This window comes from Hymenobacter siberiensis (assembly GCF_018967865.2).
Lineage (GTDB): Bacteria > Bacteroidota > Bacteroidia > Cytophagales > Hymenobacteraceae > Hymenobacter > Hymenobacter siberiensis.
In genome coordinates, this window is sequence record NZ_JAHLZY020000001.1 from 4,422,822 (window position 1) to 4,436,006 (window position 13,185).

Here is a 13,185-nt window from a genome sequence, read left to right on the forward strand (position 1 = left end):
AATACCGCCGCGCCGACAACCCCGACGGCCCGCTCATCAGCGTGTGGCGCTCCGATGTATTCCTGATTCGCTACGCCAACGGCACCAAGGAAGTGCTCAACGCGCCCCCGGCAACGGCCAGCGGCGGCGTGCCCGTATCGACGGCAGCAGCACACACGGCTTTCCCGGCCGATGTGCCCACGGTTAATAACCAGTCGCCCGACGATGCCATTCTGGACGAGCCCATCCGGCTCGATGGGCCGCGCATTGGCTTCACCATTCTCTCGGCCAACGTGCTGGACAAGGCCCGCGAAAGCATTCCCGACCTCAACCCCTTCCTGACGCAGTTTGGCTGGCAGTTCGAGAGCCGCCTGTTTCGGCTGCCCAATGGGGTGAGCGGGCTGGTCGAATTCGTGCCGCTGGTGGGCGGGCTGGAGCAGGGCAAGTTTCTGCCCAGCGTGAGCGGCCTGCTGGGCATGCGCGGGGCCAAGGGCTTCGAGTTCGGCGTGGGCCCCAACCTAACGCCTCTGGGGGCCAACCTGGTACTGGCCATGGGCACCTCGTTTCGCTCCAACGGCATCAATTTCCCCGTGAACGTGGCCGTGGTGCCGGGCAATGGCGGCACCCGCGTCAGCCTGATGCTTGGCTTCAACGCCCGCCATCGCTAGGTCATGCGCACCATTGCCAAACCCACAGCCCTGTGGCATTTGCTGCTCCTGCTGCTCCTGCTGCTCCTAGCCGGGGTGGGCCAAGCCCGTGCGCAGGCAGCCGGAACTACGGATGTTATCCTATGTGCCGATGGCAGCGAAGTACCGGGCCGGGTGCTCACCATCTCGCCCCTGGCCCTGACTTACCTGCCCCCCGCTGGCACCGACACCTTGCGCCTGACTACGGCCGACGTGTTTCTGGTACGCTATGCCAATGGTACCCGCGAGGTGCTCCACCCGGCCCCTGCAACCGAAAAGCCGCTGACGTCCGACCTTCTACCGGGCCTGAGCGATGCCCAGCGCCGCACCAAGGGCCGCCAGGATGCGGCCCGCAGCTACACCAGCGGCGGCCCGTTCTGGGGTTCGCTGGCTGCTACGCTCTACGGGGGGCCATTTCTGGGCGTGATGGCCCCGGCTATCATGGCGCCTCACGCCATAACGGCGGCCAACCTGAAGGCTCCCGACCCCGGGCTGCTGGCCGACCCTACCTACAGCCACGCCTACCGCGAAGAGGCCCAGCACCGCAAGCGCGGCCGAGCCTGGGGCGGCTACAGCGTGGGCGCGGGCCTGTGGATAGTGCTTCTGGGCAGCCTCGTAGCGGGCAATTTATAGCAGCTGCCGCAATGTGGCCGGCCCGGGCTACGGATGCGCAGCAATGGGGGTGTAAGATTCTGGCATTCGTCCCGCGTCCTCAACGCGCCCCAAATGCCTTGCGTACAAAGCTCGCAACTACTTCCCCTCCCACCCTCATTTCTTTCTAATTATACTTCCCTTTCAATCATGGACGTTAACAACAATAAAATCGGTGACAATACTGAGCTGCAAGGCCGCGGCAACTGGAACCAACTGAAAGGTGCCGCCAAGCAGAAATGGGGCAACCTGACCGACGACGACCTGACTTACAGCGAAGGCAAGCAGGACGAATGGTTCGGCCGCCTGCAGGAAAAAACCGGCGAAACCATTGATGATATTAAAAACTGGTTCAGCAACACCACCAACGATGCCAGCGCTGCCGCCACCGGCAACAGCACTGAGCTGAAAGCTCGCGGCGACTGGAATCAGATTAAAGGCCAGGCCAAGCAGAAGTGGGGCAACCTCACCGACAACGACCTCGACTACGAAGACGGCAAGCAGGACGAGTGGTACGGCCGCCTGCAGGAGAAAACGGGCCACACCATCGACGACATCAAAGGTTGGTTCCAGCGCACGTTCTAAATTGACTTTTCCCCGATGAAATAACGCGCCTTCCCAATTCCACCGCCTTGTTTCATTAATAAAAAAAGCCCCTTCTGGCAGCAGAAGGGGCTTTTTTGCATCTATCCGCATGGCACTGCCTCAACCTTTGCGCCGGATTGCTGCGTAAGAAAATGCAGTATTTTGCCTTCTGCCGTTGTTATGTCTGCCACCGATAAGCTGCTTACCACTATTCCTCCCCTGCCTTCGTCCGGCATTAAAGCGCTGGCGAAGCTCGGCTTTGCCGCCATTGGCGTGGTGTATGTGCTCATGGGCGTGCTGGCGCTTTTGGCTGCTATGGGGGTGCAGCGTGGGGCCCGTGCCGACAAGCAGGAAGCCATGCAGCACCTGCAGCAGGTGCCCGGCGGCAGCGTGCTGCTGGGCCTGATTGCACTGGGCCTGCTCGGCTACATTCTGTGGCGCTTCGCGCAGGCGCTGCTCGATACCGAGGGCAAAGGCACCAGCCTGAAAGGGCTGAGCTTTCGGTTCTGGTATGTGTGCAGCGGGCTTTTCTATAGCGGCCTGGCTATCTACGCCGCCAGGCTCGCCCTTCAGGGCCACGCCGACGCAGGCACCGATGCCACGAAAACACTGGCCACCGAGGTGCTGAGCTGGCCTGGGGGCGACTGGCTCCTGATTGTGGGGGGTGTGGTCACCATCTTCATCGGCTTGTACCAGGGGTACCGCGCCTTTTCGGGGCAGCTGCAGTCGGATGTAAGTGCCCGCCAACTTTCGGCCGCCGAGCACCGCCTCGTGTTCCGGGCCGCGCAGGTGGGCGTCACGGCCCGGGGCATTGTGGTGGGCATCATCGGCTATTTCTTTGTGCAGGCGGGGCAGCAGTCGCGGGCCGGCGCAGTGGGCAGCACCGATGAGGCCTTCGACTTTCTGGCCACTGCGCCGGCCTCATTGCCTACGGCCTCAATTCGCTGGTACAGGCCCGCTATCCCATGCTGCGGAGCGTGTAGCGGCTAGTGCTGCGGAGCGTGTAGCGGCTAGGCCCGCACGGGCTCGGCCATGTAGTCGCGCAGGTATTGGTACGGCTCCGTCAGCTGGCCGCCTTTGGCGATGGTGGCGCGGGCAATCACGCCCTCGGCATCGTTACCCAGCAGGTGGGGCAGCACCATGTCGATGAGCTGGCGGCCGAAGTCGCGGCTGGCGTTGCGGGGCAGCTCGCAGGGCAGGTTGTCCACGGCCATCTCGGTGATATTTTCCAGGCGGGAGTAGGCCGGTTCCAGCTCGCCGGTGACGGAGTTGTAGTCGAAGGCCGGGTCGGCGATGATGCTGCTACGCTTGGTGGTGGGCACCGAGCCGTTCACGTCGCAGGTCACGTCGGCAATGGTATTGATGCGGAAATCGGGCCGCCGGGTATCGGCTTCGCTGAAGAGCAGCGGGGCGGCCGGGTGCCAGTAGGCGCAGGCAATGAGCAGGTCGGTCACGGGCAGGAAGTTGCCGAACGTAGACTCGTACTCCTCGGGGTGCTGGTGGAAATCGGAGGTGTCCCACACGCGGCCGTCGCGGCGGCGGTTGTAGTCGGAGCTGCGCAGCTGCGTGTACACCGGCTCGTTGAAATTGAGGTACAGATAGTCGTACACGCTCACCCGCCGGATGCCCATGCGGTCGAGCACTTCCAGCGCGCCCTGCGCCACGCGGCCCGAGCCGGTCACGGCCATCTTAATGGGGGGCAGCTTCTTCACCTTAAAAAACTCCTCCTGCATGTCGTCCATGTCCACGCATTGGTGGGCAGGCTTCAGGTTATAGAGGCTGTGCTTTCGGCCGTAGGTGAGCAGGCCATTATAGGCCCCCACGATGCCGGCGTAGCGCCCAAAGGCCACAATGCGCTCACCCTGGGCGTTGGTCAGCCGCTCGTAGTCAATCAGGGTAATATTCTTTTCGAGCACGGCCTGCAGCAGCTTGCGGTTGGCCGGCTGCTTCTTCACGGTGTGCGAGAAAAAGAGGTATGTTTTATTCGGAATAAGCTGGTCGGTGGGCACCTCCTTCACGCCCATCAGCACATCGCAGTCCGAAATATCGTCGCGCACTTCCAGGTCGAGGTCGCGGTATTCCTGGTCGGTGTAGCTACGGATGGCGCTGCTCTGCACCACGATGCGCAGGCCGGGAAAGGCCGACAGCGCTTCCCCGCATTTCTTGGGGGTGAGGGGCACGCGCTTATCGGGCGGGGTTTTGCCTTCGCGGATGAGGCCGATGGTGAGGGACATGGGTGGGAGTGGTGGGAATTGGGTGAGGCGAGAGATGTAGGCTATCATGCAGAGCGCAGCGAAGCATCTTTACCGCAGGAAGTAAACCTGTTAATTAAATTGCATTGAGCGGTAAAGATGCTTCGCTGCGCTCTGCATGACGGTCTTCATTGCTATAAGACAGCCAAAATTACAGATTTACCCACAGTTCGCCGGGACGTTTCGGGCGTACCTTTGTTACGGAATCAAACTCTGTAATCCCACCCGCCTAACCGGCTATCCACCAATCTATTCCCCTCATTATGTCGTTGAAATTCTCGCCAGTCGACGTTTTTGAAGCCCGCCACAATGCGCCCGGGGCCGATGCCCAGGCCGCCATGCTCCGCACCATCGGCGTGGACAGCATCGAGCAGCTTATCGCCGAAACCGTGCCGCCCGCCATCCGCCTGAAGAAACCGCTCGACCTGCCCGCCGCCCTCAGCGAACGGGCTTTTTTGGCGAAGTTCAAGCAGATTGCCGGCCAGAACCAGGTGTTTAAGTCGTACATCGGCCTCGGCTACAACGACACCACCATGCCCCCAGTTATCCAGCGCAACATTCTGGAAAACCCGGGCTGGTACACCGCCTACACGCCTTACCAAGCCGAAATTGCCCAGGGCCGCCTCGAAGCCCTCATCAACTACCAAACGGTCGTCATCGACCTCACCGGCCTCGAAATCGCCAACGCCAGCCTGCTGGATGAAGGCACCGCCGCCGCCGAGGCCATGCACATGCTGCATAGCCAGACCAAGAAAAAGGGTGCCAACCAGTACTTCGTATCGGAGCAGGTGCTGCCCCAGACCATCGACCTGCTGCGCACCCGCGCCACGCCGGTTGGCATCGAGCTGGTAGTAGGCGACCACCGCCAGATTGACCTGAGCAACGAAGGCTTCTTCGGTGCCATGGTGCAGTACCCCGCCGCCGACGGTGAAGTTTTTGACTACAAAGACTTCATCGCCCAGGCGCAGAAGAACAACGTTTTCGTGGTGATGGCCGCCGATTTGCTGGCCCTCACGCTCCTCACCTCGCCCGGCGAGCTGGGGGCCGATGTGTGCGTGGGCAACTCCCAGCGTTTCGGCGTACCGATGGGCTACGGCGGGCCGCACGCCGGCTTTTTCTCCTGCCGCGAGCAGTTCAAGCGCGTCATTCCGGGCCGCCTCATTGGCCAGAGCATCGACGCAGCCGGTAACAAAGCCTATCGCATGGCCCTGCAAACCCGCGAGCAGCACATCCGCCGCGAAAAAGCTACCTCTAACATCTGCACCGCCCAAGTGCTGCTGAGCGTGCTGGCCGGCATGTTCACCGTGTACCACGGCCCGCAGCGCCTCAAGCAGTTTGCCACTAATACCCACCTGCTGGCCCAGACCCTGGAAGCCGGCCTGAAGAAACTGGGCGTCGAGCAAACCAACACGTCTTATTTCGATACCCTGAACCTGCGCCTCGAAAGCGCCGAAATGCAGCAGGCCCTGCAAAAGGAAGCCGAAGCCGCCGGCATCAACTTCCGCTATTTTGAGGATGTGCGCGTAGGCATCTCGCTGAACCAGAACACCGAGCTGCACGACGTGGCCAATATTCTGGACGTATTCGCCAAGGTATTGGGCAAGGAAGCCGACCAGTTGGCCGAAGAAATTGAAGCCGCCGAGCTGCACGTCCCATCCAACCTGGTGCGCACCAGCGAGTACCTCACGCATCCGGTGTTCAATACCCACCACGCCGAGCACGAGATACTGCGCTACATGAAGCAGCTCGAAAACAAGGACCTGAGCCTGGCGCACTCCATGATTGCGCTCGGCTCGTGCACCATGAAGCTGAACGCCACCGCCGAGATGATTCCCGTGACCTGGCCCGAAATCGGCGGCCTGCACCCCTTCGCCCCGCGTGAGCAGGCCAAAGGCTACGAGCAGATTTTCTCCGACCTGCAGGCCTGGCTCTGCGAGGTAACCGGCTTTGATGCCGTGAGCCTGCAGCCCAACTCGGGCGCGCAAGGCGAGTACGCCGGCCTGCTGGCCATTCGCGGCTACCACGAAGCCAACGGCGACCATCACCGCAACGTGGCCCTCATCCCCTCTTCCGCTCACGGCACCAACCCCGCCTCGGCCGTCATGGCCGGCATGCAGGTAGTAGTGGTGAAGAGCACCGAGGACGGCAACATCGACGTGGCCGACCTGAAGGCCCAGGCCGACAAGCACGCCGCTAACCTGAGCTGCCTGATGGTGACCTACCCCAGTACGCACGGTGTGTACGAGGAAACCATCATCGACATCTGCAACCTGATTCACGAGCACGGCGGCCGCGTGTACATGGACGGCGCCAACATGAACGCCCAGGTGGGCCTCACCTCCCCTGCCACCATCGGGGCCGATGTATGCCACCTCAACCTGCACAAAACCTTCTGCATCCCCCACGGTGGCGGTGGTCCCGGCGTGGGCCCCATCGGCGTAGTGGCCGACCTCGCCCCCTACCTGCCCGGCCACGCCGTGGTACCGGTAGAAGGCCGCACCAATGGCTCGGTTTCGGCTGCGCCGTGGGGTTCGGCCAGCATCCTGCCCATCAGCTACGCCTACATTTCGATGATGGGCGGCGACGGCCTACAGCGCGCCACGGAAATTGCCATTCTGAACGCCAACTATATCAAGGCCCGCCTCGAGGAGCACTACCCGGTGCTGTACACCGGCAGCCACGGCCGCTGCGCCCACGAGATGATTCTCGACTGCCGCCACTTCAAAAAGGCTGGCATCGAAGTCGAAGATATTGCCAAGCGCCTGATGGACTACAACTTCCACGCGCCTACCGTATCGTTCCCCGTGGCCGGCACGCTCATGATTGAGCCCACCGAAAGCGAAAGTAAAGCCGAGCTCGACCGCTTCTGCGACGCCATGATTTCTATCCGCAAGGAAATTGCCGAGGTAGAATCGGGCAAGGCTGATGCCAAGGACAACGTGCTGAAGCACGCCCCGCACACCGCCGCCGCCGTGCTGGTGCACGAGTGGACGCGCCCCTACTCGCGCGAGCAAGCCGTGTACCCCATGGAGTACGTCCGCGCCAACAAGTTCTGGCCCAGCGTAGCCCGCATCGACTCGGCCTACGGCGACCGCAACCTGATTTGCAGCTGCACGCCGATGGAGGAATACGCCGACCAGCAGGAAGAGCTGGTGCAGGCCGACAAAGGCCCGTCCTATTGAGTTAAAAGTTAGGAGTTAAAAAGCCCGTCTGACGATTCAGACGGGCTTTTTAACTCCTAACTTTTAACTCATTTACTTCATCTTACGATTACCCCGCTCGTTGCCTCGCTCGCCGAAGCAGCGGCGGTCCATGTAGCCCACTTTGGTCTGGCCATCCTTTTCGAGCCGGACGCGCACGAAATAGGCATTGATGGTATCCGTCACCTGTACTTCATTGCCACTGGTGGTCTGGGCCAGCACAGTGGACGTCTTTTTCATGCCATCGTATACCGGGCAGTCCACAATAGTGTTATGCACTATGGGGGTACGGTCGACCGCCGCCTTGCCCATTTCGTCGCGGGTGGAGGTGCAGGCAGCAAGCAGACTGGAAACAACCAAAAAGAGTAGGGCAGTTCTTTTCATCAACAAGGAAAAAGCAAGGATGAGGATTTTGGAGGTAAGGTAGGACAAATTCGCGTGATGTCAATATTTTGTCTTCTTATTTACACTCGCTTAATATCCGGCCCAGCCCCCTGAAAATGGAACACTGCACCCCTCTTTTTCGTTATTATCATAGCTGCCAAAAACTGCCCATTCATCCTGATTGACCACTTTTTAGGGGCTCAAATCCATCCGTATTCATTCTTCCTTTTTATGAACCGCATCACCCGTTTCCTGGTCCATCCGGTGGCCATGGTTGCCGCCAGCTTAGTATTGTTACTGGGTCCCAGCGGTTGCACCACGGCCTCCCGCGTAGGTGTAACTAATGATTTTGACCACGCCGTAAATTTCCGGGCTTTCAAAACCTGGTCCTGGTACCCGCAGCAGCCCAAGGATGCCGAGGGCGGCCCGGCCAAGGGCTACGAATCGTTCCTCGATAAGCGCATGCGTGCCTCGGTAGCATCGGAAATGACCCAGAAGGGCCTCACCGAAGTAACCACCGCGCCCGACATCTACGTGGCCTACAGTGCCCGCGTGGAGGAAAAGCAGCAGGTTTCGCCCGGCTACGGTGGCTTGGGCTACCCCTACGGCTACGGCTATGGCGGCTTCGGGGGCTACCGTGGTTACTCGTCCGTGACGCAGTACAAGGCAGGTACCGTGGTCATTGACATCATCGATGCTAAGCGCAAGGAGCTGGCGTGGCGCGGCACCGGCCAGGCCCAGGTGAACCAGAACACCATTGACGAAGTGGAAACCCACCGCATCGTAAACGGCATTCTGAGCACCTACCCGCCGCAGGACAACAACGCCCGCCGCTAACAGCCGCTTGCTATTCGACAACAGAAAGCCCGCTCAATTTGAGCGGGCTTTTTGTTGTCTATCCTTGCTGACGCTGATTAAATACGGCCAGAATTCTTATCTGGCGGTCAGTAACCTCATAAATTACTCTATAAGGCCTCACCAATAATTATCTGATTTGTGGAAGGCCTGCCTTGGCATACAACGGGCCGCTAAACGGGAAAGCAACCAGCTGGTCGATGCGAGAGAATCAGGTGTCTACTACCTGAACTGCATACTCGGCAGAAGTAACTGACAGATATTCCCGGATTTTCAAGGCTTGGTCGAGGGCCTCATCAGTCCAGTGAATAACCCTCACTATTTCTTAATGCCTTGAAGAACAATGCGACGCGCTTCATCGTGCGGAGTCAGCCGTCCAGCTTCAGCATCGGCCAAGCCCCGCTCGATAGAGCGCAACTCGTACAGCTCGTGCATTAAGTCCTCAAAAGTGGCACTGGCGGGCAGTTGCTCAAGCAACTGATGCGCTCTCTCTTTCAACGTTGCTTCCATGGTGAGGGGAGAAATGAGTTTAAATCGGCACGTTCACGTGGCGCTCGGCGTGGTAGGAGCTGCGCACCAGCGGGCCGCTCTCCACGTACTTCAGGCCACGGCGCAGGCCTTCTTCCTTGTAGTGAGCAAATTGGTCGGGGGTGATGAACTCGGCTACTTCGAGGTGGCGCTTGGTGGGCTGCAGGTACTGGCCGAGGGTGAGGATGTCGAGGCCGTTGGCCACAAGGTCGTCCATGGCCTGGTACAGCTCGTCGGGCTTCTCACCCAGGCCCAGCATGATGCCGGATTTGGTGCGGTGGCCGGCGGCCTTGGTGCGGCGGATTTGCTCCAGGCTGCGGTCGTAGCGGGCCTGGGGGCGCACGAGGCGGTAGAGGCTGCCCACGGTTTCGACGTTGTGCGAAATCACTTCCTGGCCCCCCGAAATCATTACGTCGAGCGCGTCCCAGTTGGCTTTCACGTCCGGAATCAGGGTTTCGATGGTGGTGGTGGGCGAGAGCTGCTTGGTGAGCACCACGGTTTCGCGCCACACGCTGGCACCGCGGTCCTTCAGCTCGTCGCGGTTCACGCTGGTGAGCACGGCGTGCTTCACCTTCATCAGCGAAATGGCTTCGGCTACGCGGCGGGGCTCGTCGAGGTCGTACTCGGTGGGGCGGCCGGTGGCCACGGCGCAAAACGAGCACGAACGGGTGCAGATGTTGCCCAGAATCATGAACGTGGCGGTGCCGGCCCCCCAGCACTCGCCCATGTTGGGGCAGTTGCCGCTCTCGCAGATGGTGTGCAGCTTATGCTCGTCGACGAGGCGGCGCACGGCGGCGTATTCTTCGCCCACGGGCAGCTTCACGCGCAACCAGTCGGGCTTGCGGGGGCGGGCGGGAGCAGCCGTTTCGGGCTGGATAACGGGCAAATCAATCATTTTTTCAATGAGGAATGAGGAATGAAGAAGGAGGAATTACCCTCGGCCCATTCAATACTAAGCACAAACAAATTTACGGCGCAATTGATGCGCCTCGCCTATCCGGCAACGTACCAGTCCAAATTACCCATTCCTAATTCTTCATTGGCTCCGCCTTCCTTCGGTTCTCAATTCCTCATTGAGCGCAGCATTACGAGCGGTGCCCGAAATACAGCGTGAGGTACACCGAGGAGAAGAACTTGCGGTTCAGCGCGTCGGTATCGGAGAGGGTGCTGGGGCTGAGGATGAGCAGGCGCTTGGTGAAGCCCTCGACCAGGAAGCCTACTTCCAGGCCCGTCACGGCATCGCGGTAGCGGCCGTACTCAAAGCTGAGGCCGCCACGCAGATGGAAACCGGGCACCACCTGCGTCTGGCCGATACCGCTGAATAGGGGGCCGTGGTCAAGAATAGCGCCCGTGATGGTGTGCTTGTAGGGGTCGTACTGCTCGTTCACAATCTCATCGGTCGAGAGATTGATGACGTTTGTGCGCGTGGCCGTGCGGTCGTAGCTGATGTAGTAAGGCATCAGCAGGCCGAAGGACGGGCCCACGCTGAGCAGGCCATTCACCTGCACGCCGGCATCGGCAGCCTTGCGGAACAGAATGCGCTGGATGCCCACAGAGGGCCGCAACACAAAGGCGTAGTTGGTTTTGCGGTTGATGTAGGTGCCACCAATGAACGAATTGATGCGCTCTTCCTTGGCGTTTTTCAGCATCACGCCCTCCACGCTCCAGAAGCGGAGCAGGCGGTCATCCATCACCCGCGAGGAGCGCACCGACGCGCCGCCCAGCAGGCCGCCCTGGGTATTAAAATTCACCCCAAAAACAAATTCCTTCTGATACGACTGCTCATCGGAGGGCACGTCGGAAATCATATCGGCCCGCAGCGGGGCTGATGCGGAGCGGGAAGCGGGCACCGCCGACGCGGGAGCCGGTGCAGCGGCCGGCGCGGGTGTGGGGCGGTCCTGGGCCTGCGCGCCAGCGGCCATGAGCAAGCCGGCAGCCAACAGGCCCCAGCGGTAAGTATGTGTAGAAAAAAAACGCATAATCTTCAACCGAAAGGGGACCCGAACCGACGCCGCAGACACGGCGCACCACGTAATACGTAATTTAGCAAAATAACAAACAACTTCGTAAAGGTAACTTCCTGATTTGATGAGCACCGCCACTGCCCGCTACGCGGGCCACCTCCGCACCGAAGCCACGCACGTGGCCTCCAGCAATATTATTCAAACCGATGCCCCTCTCGATAACCACGGCCGGGGCGAAGCCTTCTCCCCCACCGACCTCGTGAGCACGGCCCTGGGCTCGTGCATGATGACGGTGATGGGCATTGTGGCCGAGCGCCACCAGTGGAACCTGGTGGACAGCACCTTCGCCGTGCAGAAGCACATGAGCGCGGAAGCCCCACGCCGCATTGCCCAAATCGACGTGACGTTTACGCTGCCCGCCGCCCTGGCCCCCAACGAGCGGACCATCCTGGAACGCGCCGCCCACACCTGCCCGGTGGGCCTGAGCCTGCACCCGGACGTGCGGCAAAACATCGTGTTCGAGTACAAATAAAAAAGAATAAAAGAAATGAACGGCTGCCTGTTTCAACGCATGAAACCGGGCAGCCGTTCACTTTTTACTACGGGTTGCTAGCCTTGCACGGCCTGCTTCACATCGGCAAGGCGGATGCCCATGTGCGAGGCGTCGTAGGTGCACTCGCCGGCCTGAATGAGCAGGAGCTGCGGCGACTGATGGGTGACGCCAAACTGCTCGGCTATCTGGGCCGAGAGGGGCCGGAAGCGCAGCAAATCGAGGTAGTAGATGGGCAGGGTGAGGCCGCTATCGGCCCACTGACGCTCAATCTTGCCCTTGGCCGCCGCGCTGATGGAGCAGGTAGTGCTGTGCTTGAAAATGAGCACCGGCTGCTCGTGCGAGGCCTGCGCCAGCTGGGTAATTTCGTCGGATTGGGTGAGGGGAAGCCAGGGAGTGGACATTGCAATAATTAGTGATGATGAGGAGGCCTGCGGGCCGAATAAAAGAAACTGGACCGGCGCGCTGGTACACAACAACAACTTACGGCCGGTAGATTCCCGCCGCGCGGCTCATTCTTTTTCGTGGGCCGCGTCCTTTTTGTTGCCGGACTGGGCGAACGGACGTTGCAGATTATTCTTTTTGCGGCGCAGGCCCAAGAAACCAGAAGGCTGCACGTTGGGCGCGGTGCCGGTTTTGTAGTCGAAGTCTTTGCGGGTTTCGGGCACGGCCTGGGTGCTTTGGCCGCGTTTGAGCTGCACGCGGGTCACGTCGAGGTGGCTGTCCTTATAGGGCGATTCGGTGGTGCGGTCTTCGCGCAGGGCGCGGCGGTTGGCGGCTTTTATTTTGCCGGGTTTAGTGGGCTCAATCTGGGCCTGGGCGGGGGCGGTACTCAGTAGAAAGACGGCTACGGCCAGCAGGCCCAGCAGCCGGCTAAGGCTTGCCGCCAGGTGCGGAGCTTGGCGCGGGCTCCGTAGTGGGCGCTGCTGGTGCGGGAGTGGGCATGGCTTCATCGGGCAATTCCTGTTCGGGCGTAGCGCTGGGCTGCTTGGGCGCCGGCCGGTGGTCGGGGCTGTAGTTGGGTTTTGCATGGAGGCCGTATTTGAAGAAGTTGCGGATAGACTCGATGGGATGGAAGCCCTTGCTCACTTTGTGGCGCTTGCGGCGGTTCAGCTTAGGCTTTTTCATGAGCCCGTGCTTGTCGTACCGCACCGTGGAGCGCTCCGGGTACACGCTGCCTTTGCTATCGGCGGTGCTGGCGCTGGCGATGGCCCCGGCGTTGCTGGGCGTCGAGACATCAGTAGCAGCTTCCGGGGTCGCATCGCCCGATTTTTTCCGGGCCGAGACGACCGATTTGGCCAAGTCGTTCTTCAGCTTTTCGTCCTCCTTTTTTTGTTTCTGCTGGGCAATGTATTCCGGCGACGGCTTGGGCGTGGGCAGCCGGTACGGGTGAAACACTTTGTGGTAGAGCGTGCAGCTGCCCAGCGCGGCCAGCAGCAGCACGCCCAGCAAGGACCGAAACACGACGGAGGGTAAACAGTATTTCACCACGCAGCGGGTAGAACCAATTAAATCAGAGACAGAAAGATACGCGGGCCACGCGCAAAAATC

At 60.6% G+C, this 13,185-nt stretch carries 14 protein-coding genes and 2 pseudogenes; 8 read left to right on the forward strand and 8 right to left on the reverse strand.

Translation table 11 applies throughout. From position 1 onward, the window contains the following. Positions 1 to 41: 41 nt before the first annotated feature. From KQ659_RS19545 to KQ659_RS19565, 5 genes and pseudogenes are all read left to right on the forward strand, one after another. The gene (locus KQ659_RS19545) at positions 42 to 647 is read left to right on the forward strand and encodes a hypothetical protein (protein WP_216690561.1); all 606 of its coding nucleotides are present in this window, start codon (positions 42 to 44) and stop codon (positions 645 to 647) included. Positions 648 to 650: 3 nt separating this feature from the next. Then, entirely contained in the window at positions 651 to 1,298 is a 648-nt protein-coding gene (locus tag KQ659_RS19550; protein WP_216690560.1) for a hypothetical protein, read from the forward strand. 168 nt (positions 1,299 to 1,466) lie between these two features. Then, positions 1,467 to 1,661, forward strand: a pseudogene (locus KQ659_RS19555) (CsbD family protein); the annotation flags it as partial. 75 nt (positions 1,662 to 1,736) lie between these two features. Continuing rightward, positions 1,737 to 1,901: pseudogene (locus KQ659_RS19560) on the forward strand (CsbD family protein); the annotation flags it as partial. 180 nt (positions 1,902 to 2,081) lie between these two features. After that, positions 2,082 to 2,891 (forward strand): DUF1206 domain-containing protein, encoded by an 810-nt coding sequence (locus tag KQ659_RS19565; protein WP_216690559.1) that lies wholly within the window; start codon positions 2,082 to 2,084, stop codon positions 2,889 to 2,891. Positions 2,892 to 2,911: 20 nt separating this feature from the next. Here KQ659_RS19565 and KQ659_RS19570 read toward each other — a convergent pair whose 3' ends face one another. Then, positions 2,912 to 4,135 carry an NAD(P)-dependent oxidoreductase gene (locus tag KQ659_RS19570; protein WP_216690558.1) on the reverse strand — a complete coding sequence of 408 codons (1,224 nt, stop codon included), beginning with the start codon at positions 4,133 to 4,135 and terminating at the stop codon, positions 2,912 to 2,914. 281 nt (positions 4,136 to 4,416) lie between these two features. Here KQ659_RS19570 and gcvP point away from each other — a divergent pair, with 281 nt between their 5' ends. Next, entirely contained in the window at positions 4,417 to 7,335 is a 2,919-nt protein-coding gene (gene gcvP / locus KQ659_RS19575) for an aminomethyl-transferring glycine dehydrogenase (RefSeq protein ID WP_216679548.1), read from the forward strand. 72 nt (positions 7,336 to 7,407) lie between these two features. Here the strand turns inward: gcvP and KQ659_RS19580 are convergent, their stop codons facing one another. Further along, positions 7,408 to 7,737: a hypothetical protein gene (locus tag KQ659_RS19580; protein WP_216679547.1), complete on the reverse strand. Its 330-nt coding sequence runs from the start codon at positions 7,735 to 7,737 to the stop codon at positions 7,408 to 7,410. 231 nt (positions 7,738 to 7,968) lie between these two features. Here KQ659_RS19580 and KQ659_RS19585 point away from each other — a divergent pair, with 231 nt between their 5' ends. Beyond that, entirely contained in the window at positions 7,969 to 8,574 is a 606-nt protein-coding gene (locus KQ659_RS19585) for a DUF4136 domain-containing protein (protein ID WP_216679546.1), read from the forward strand. A 336-nt stretch (positions 8,575 to 8,910) separates the two neighbouring features. On the opposite strand, the gene KQ659_RS19590 is transcribed toward KQ659_RS19585, so the two are convergent. The 3 genes from KQ659_RS19590 to KQ659_RS19600 form a co-directional block, all read right to left on the reverse strand. Further along, positions 8,911 to 9,102 carry a hypothetical protein gene (locus KQ659_RS19590; RefSeq protein WP_216679545.1) on the reverse strand — a complete coding sequence of 64 codons (192 nt, stop codon included), beginning with the start codon at positions 9,100 to 9,102 and terminating at the stop codon, positions 8,911 to 8,913. A 19-nt stretch (positions 9,103 to 9,121) separates the two neighbouring features. Then, positions 9,122 to 10,015: a lipoyl synthase gene (lipA, locus tag KQ659_RS19595; protein ID WP_168672505.1), complete on the reverse strand. Its 894-nt coding sequence runs from the start codon at positions 10,013 to 10,015 to the stop codon at positions 9,122 to 9,124. A gap of 190 nt (positions 10,016 to 10,205) precedes the next feature. After that, positions 10,206 to 11,099 carry a hypothetical protein gene (locus KQ659_RS19600; protein WP_216690557.1) on the reverse strand — a complete coding sequence of 298 codons (894 nt, stop codon included), beginning with the start codon at positions 11,097 to 11,099 and terminating at the stop codon, positions 10,206 to 10,208. Between the two features lie 109 nt (positions 11,100 to 11,208). On the opposite strand from KQ659_RS19600, the gene KQ659_RS19605 reads away from it, so the two are divergent. Then, positions 11,209 to 11,616 (forward strand): OsmC family protein, encoded by a 408-nt coding sequence (locus KQ659_RS19605; protein WP_216679543.1) that lies wholly within the window; start codon positions 11,209 to 11,211, stop codon positions 11,614 to 11,616. A 77-nt stretch (positions 11,617 to 11,693) separates the two neighbouring features. On the opposite strand, the gene ytxJ is transcribed toward KQ659_RS19605, so the two are convergent. The 3 genes from ytxJ to KQ659_RS19620 all read right to left on the reverse strand — a co-directional run bounded on the left by ytxJ (position 11,694) and on the right by KQ659_RS19620 (position 13,122). Further along, on the reverse strand, positions 11,694 to 12,038 hold the full coding sequence (gene ytxJ / locus KQ659_RS19610; protein ID WP_216679542.1) for a bacillithiol system redox-active protein YtxJ: 345 nt from the start codon (positions 12,036 to 12,038) through the stop codon (positions 11,694 to 11,696). Between the two features lie 108 nt (positions 12,039 to 12,146). After that, positions 12,147 to 12,587: a hypothetical protein gene (locus KQ659_RS19615; protein ID WP_216679541.1), complete on the reverse strand. Its 441-nt coding sequence runs from the start codon at positions 12,585 to 12,587 to the stop codon at positions 12,147 to 12,149. Next, on the reverse strand, positions 12,508 to 13,122 hold the full coding sequence (locus tag KQ659_RS19620) for a hypothetical protein (protein WP_216690556.1): 615 nt from the start codon (positions 13,120 to 13,122) through the stop codon (positions 12,508 to 12,510). The genes KQ659_RS19615 and KQ659_RS19620 overlap by 80 nt, the downstream gene beginning before the upstream one ends. Positions 13,123 to 13,185: the final 63 nt, after the last annotated feature.

Coding starts and splice junctions, on each gene's coding strand:
- KQ659_RS19615 (WP_216679541.1), bottom strand. CDS start 12,587: ATGAAGCCATGCCCACTCCCGCACCAGCAGCGCCCACTACGGAGCCCG.
- KQ659_RS19590 (WP_216679545.1), bottom strand. CDS start 9,102: ATGGAAGCAACGTTGAAAGAGAGAGCGCATCAGTTGCTTGAGCAACTG.
- ytxJ (WP_216679542.1), bottom strand. CDS start 12,038: ATGTCCACTCCCTGGCTTCCCCTCACCCAATCCGACGAAATTACCCAG.
- gcvP (WP_216679548.1), top strand. CDS start 4,417: ATGTCGTTGAAATTCTCGCCAGTCGACGTTTTTGAAGCCCGCCACAAT.
- KQ659_RS19570 (WP_216690558.1), bottom strand. CDS start 4,135: ATGTCCCTCACCATCGGCCTCATCCGCGAAGGCAAAACCCCGCCCGAT.
- KQ659_RS19565 (WP_216690559.1), top strand. CDS start 2,082: ATGTCTGCCACCGATAAGCTGCTTACCACTATTCCTCCCCTGCCTTCG.
- KQ659_RS19605 (WP_216679543.1), top strand. CDS start 11,209: ATGAGCACCGCCACTGCCCGCTACGCGGGCCACCTCCGCACCGAAGCC.
- KQ659_RS19585 (WP_216679546.1), top strand. CDS start 7,969: ATGAACCGCATCACCCGTTTCCTGGTCCATCCGGTGGCCATGGTTGCC.
- KQ659_RS19550 (WP_216690560.1), top strand. CDS start 651: ATGCGCACCATTGCCAAACCCACAGCCCTGTGGCATTTGCTGCTCCTG.
- lipA (WP_168672505.1), bottom strand. CDS start 10,015: ATGATTGATTTGCCCGTTATCCAGCCCGAAACGGCTGCTCCCGCCCGC.
- KQ659_RS19580 (WP_216679547.1), bottom strand. CDS start 7,737: ATGAAAAGAACTGCCCTACTCTTTTTGGTTGTTTCCAGTCTGCTTGCT.
- KQ659_RS19600 (WP_216690557.1), bottom strand. CDS start 11,099: ATGCGTTTTTTTTCTACACATACTTACCGCTGGGGCCTGTTGGCTGCC.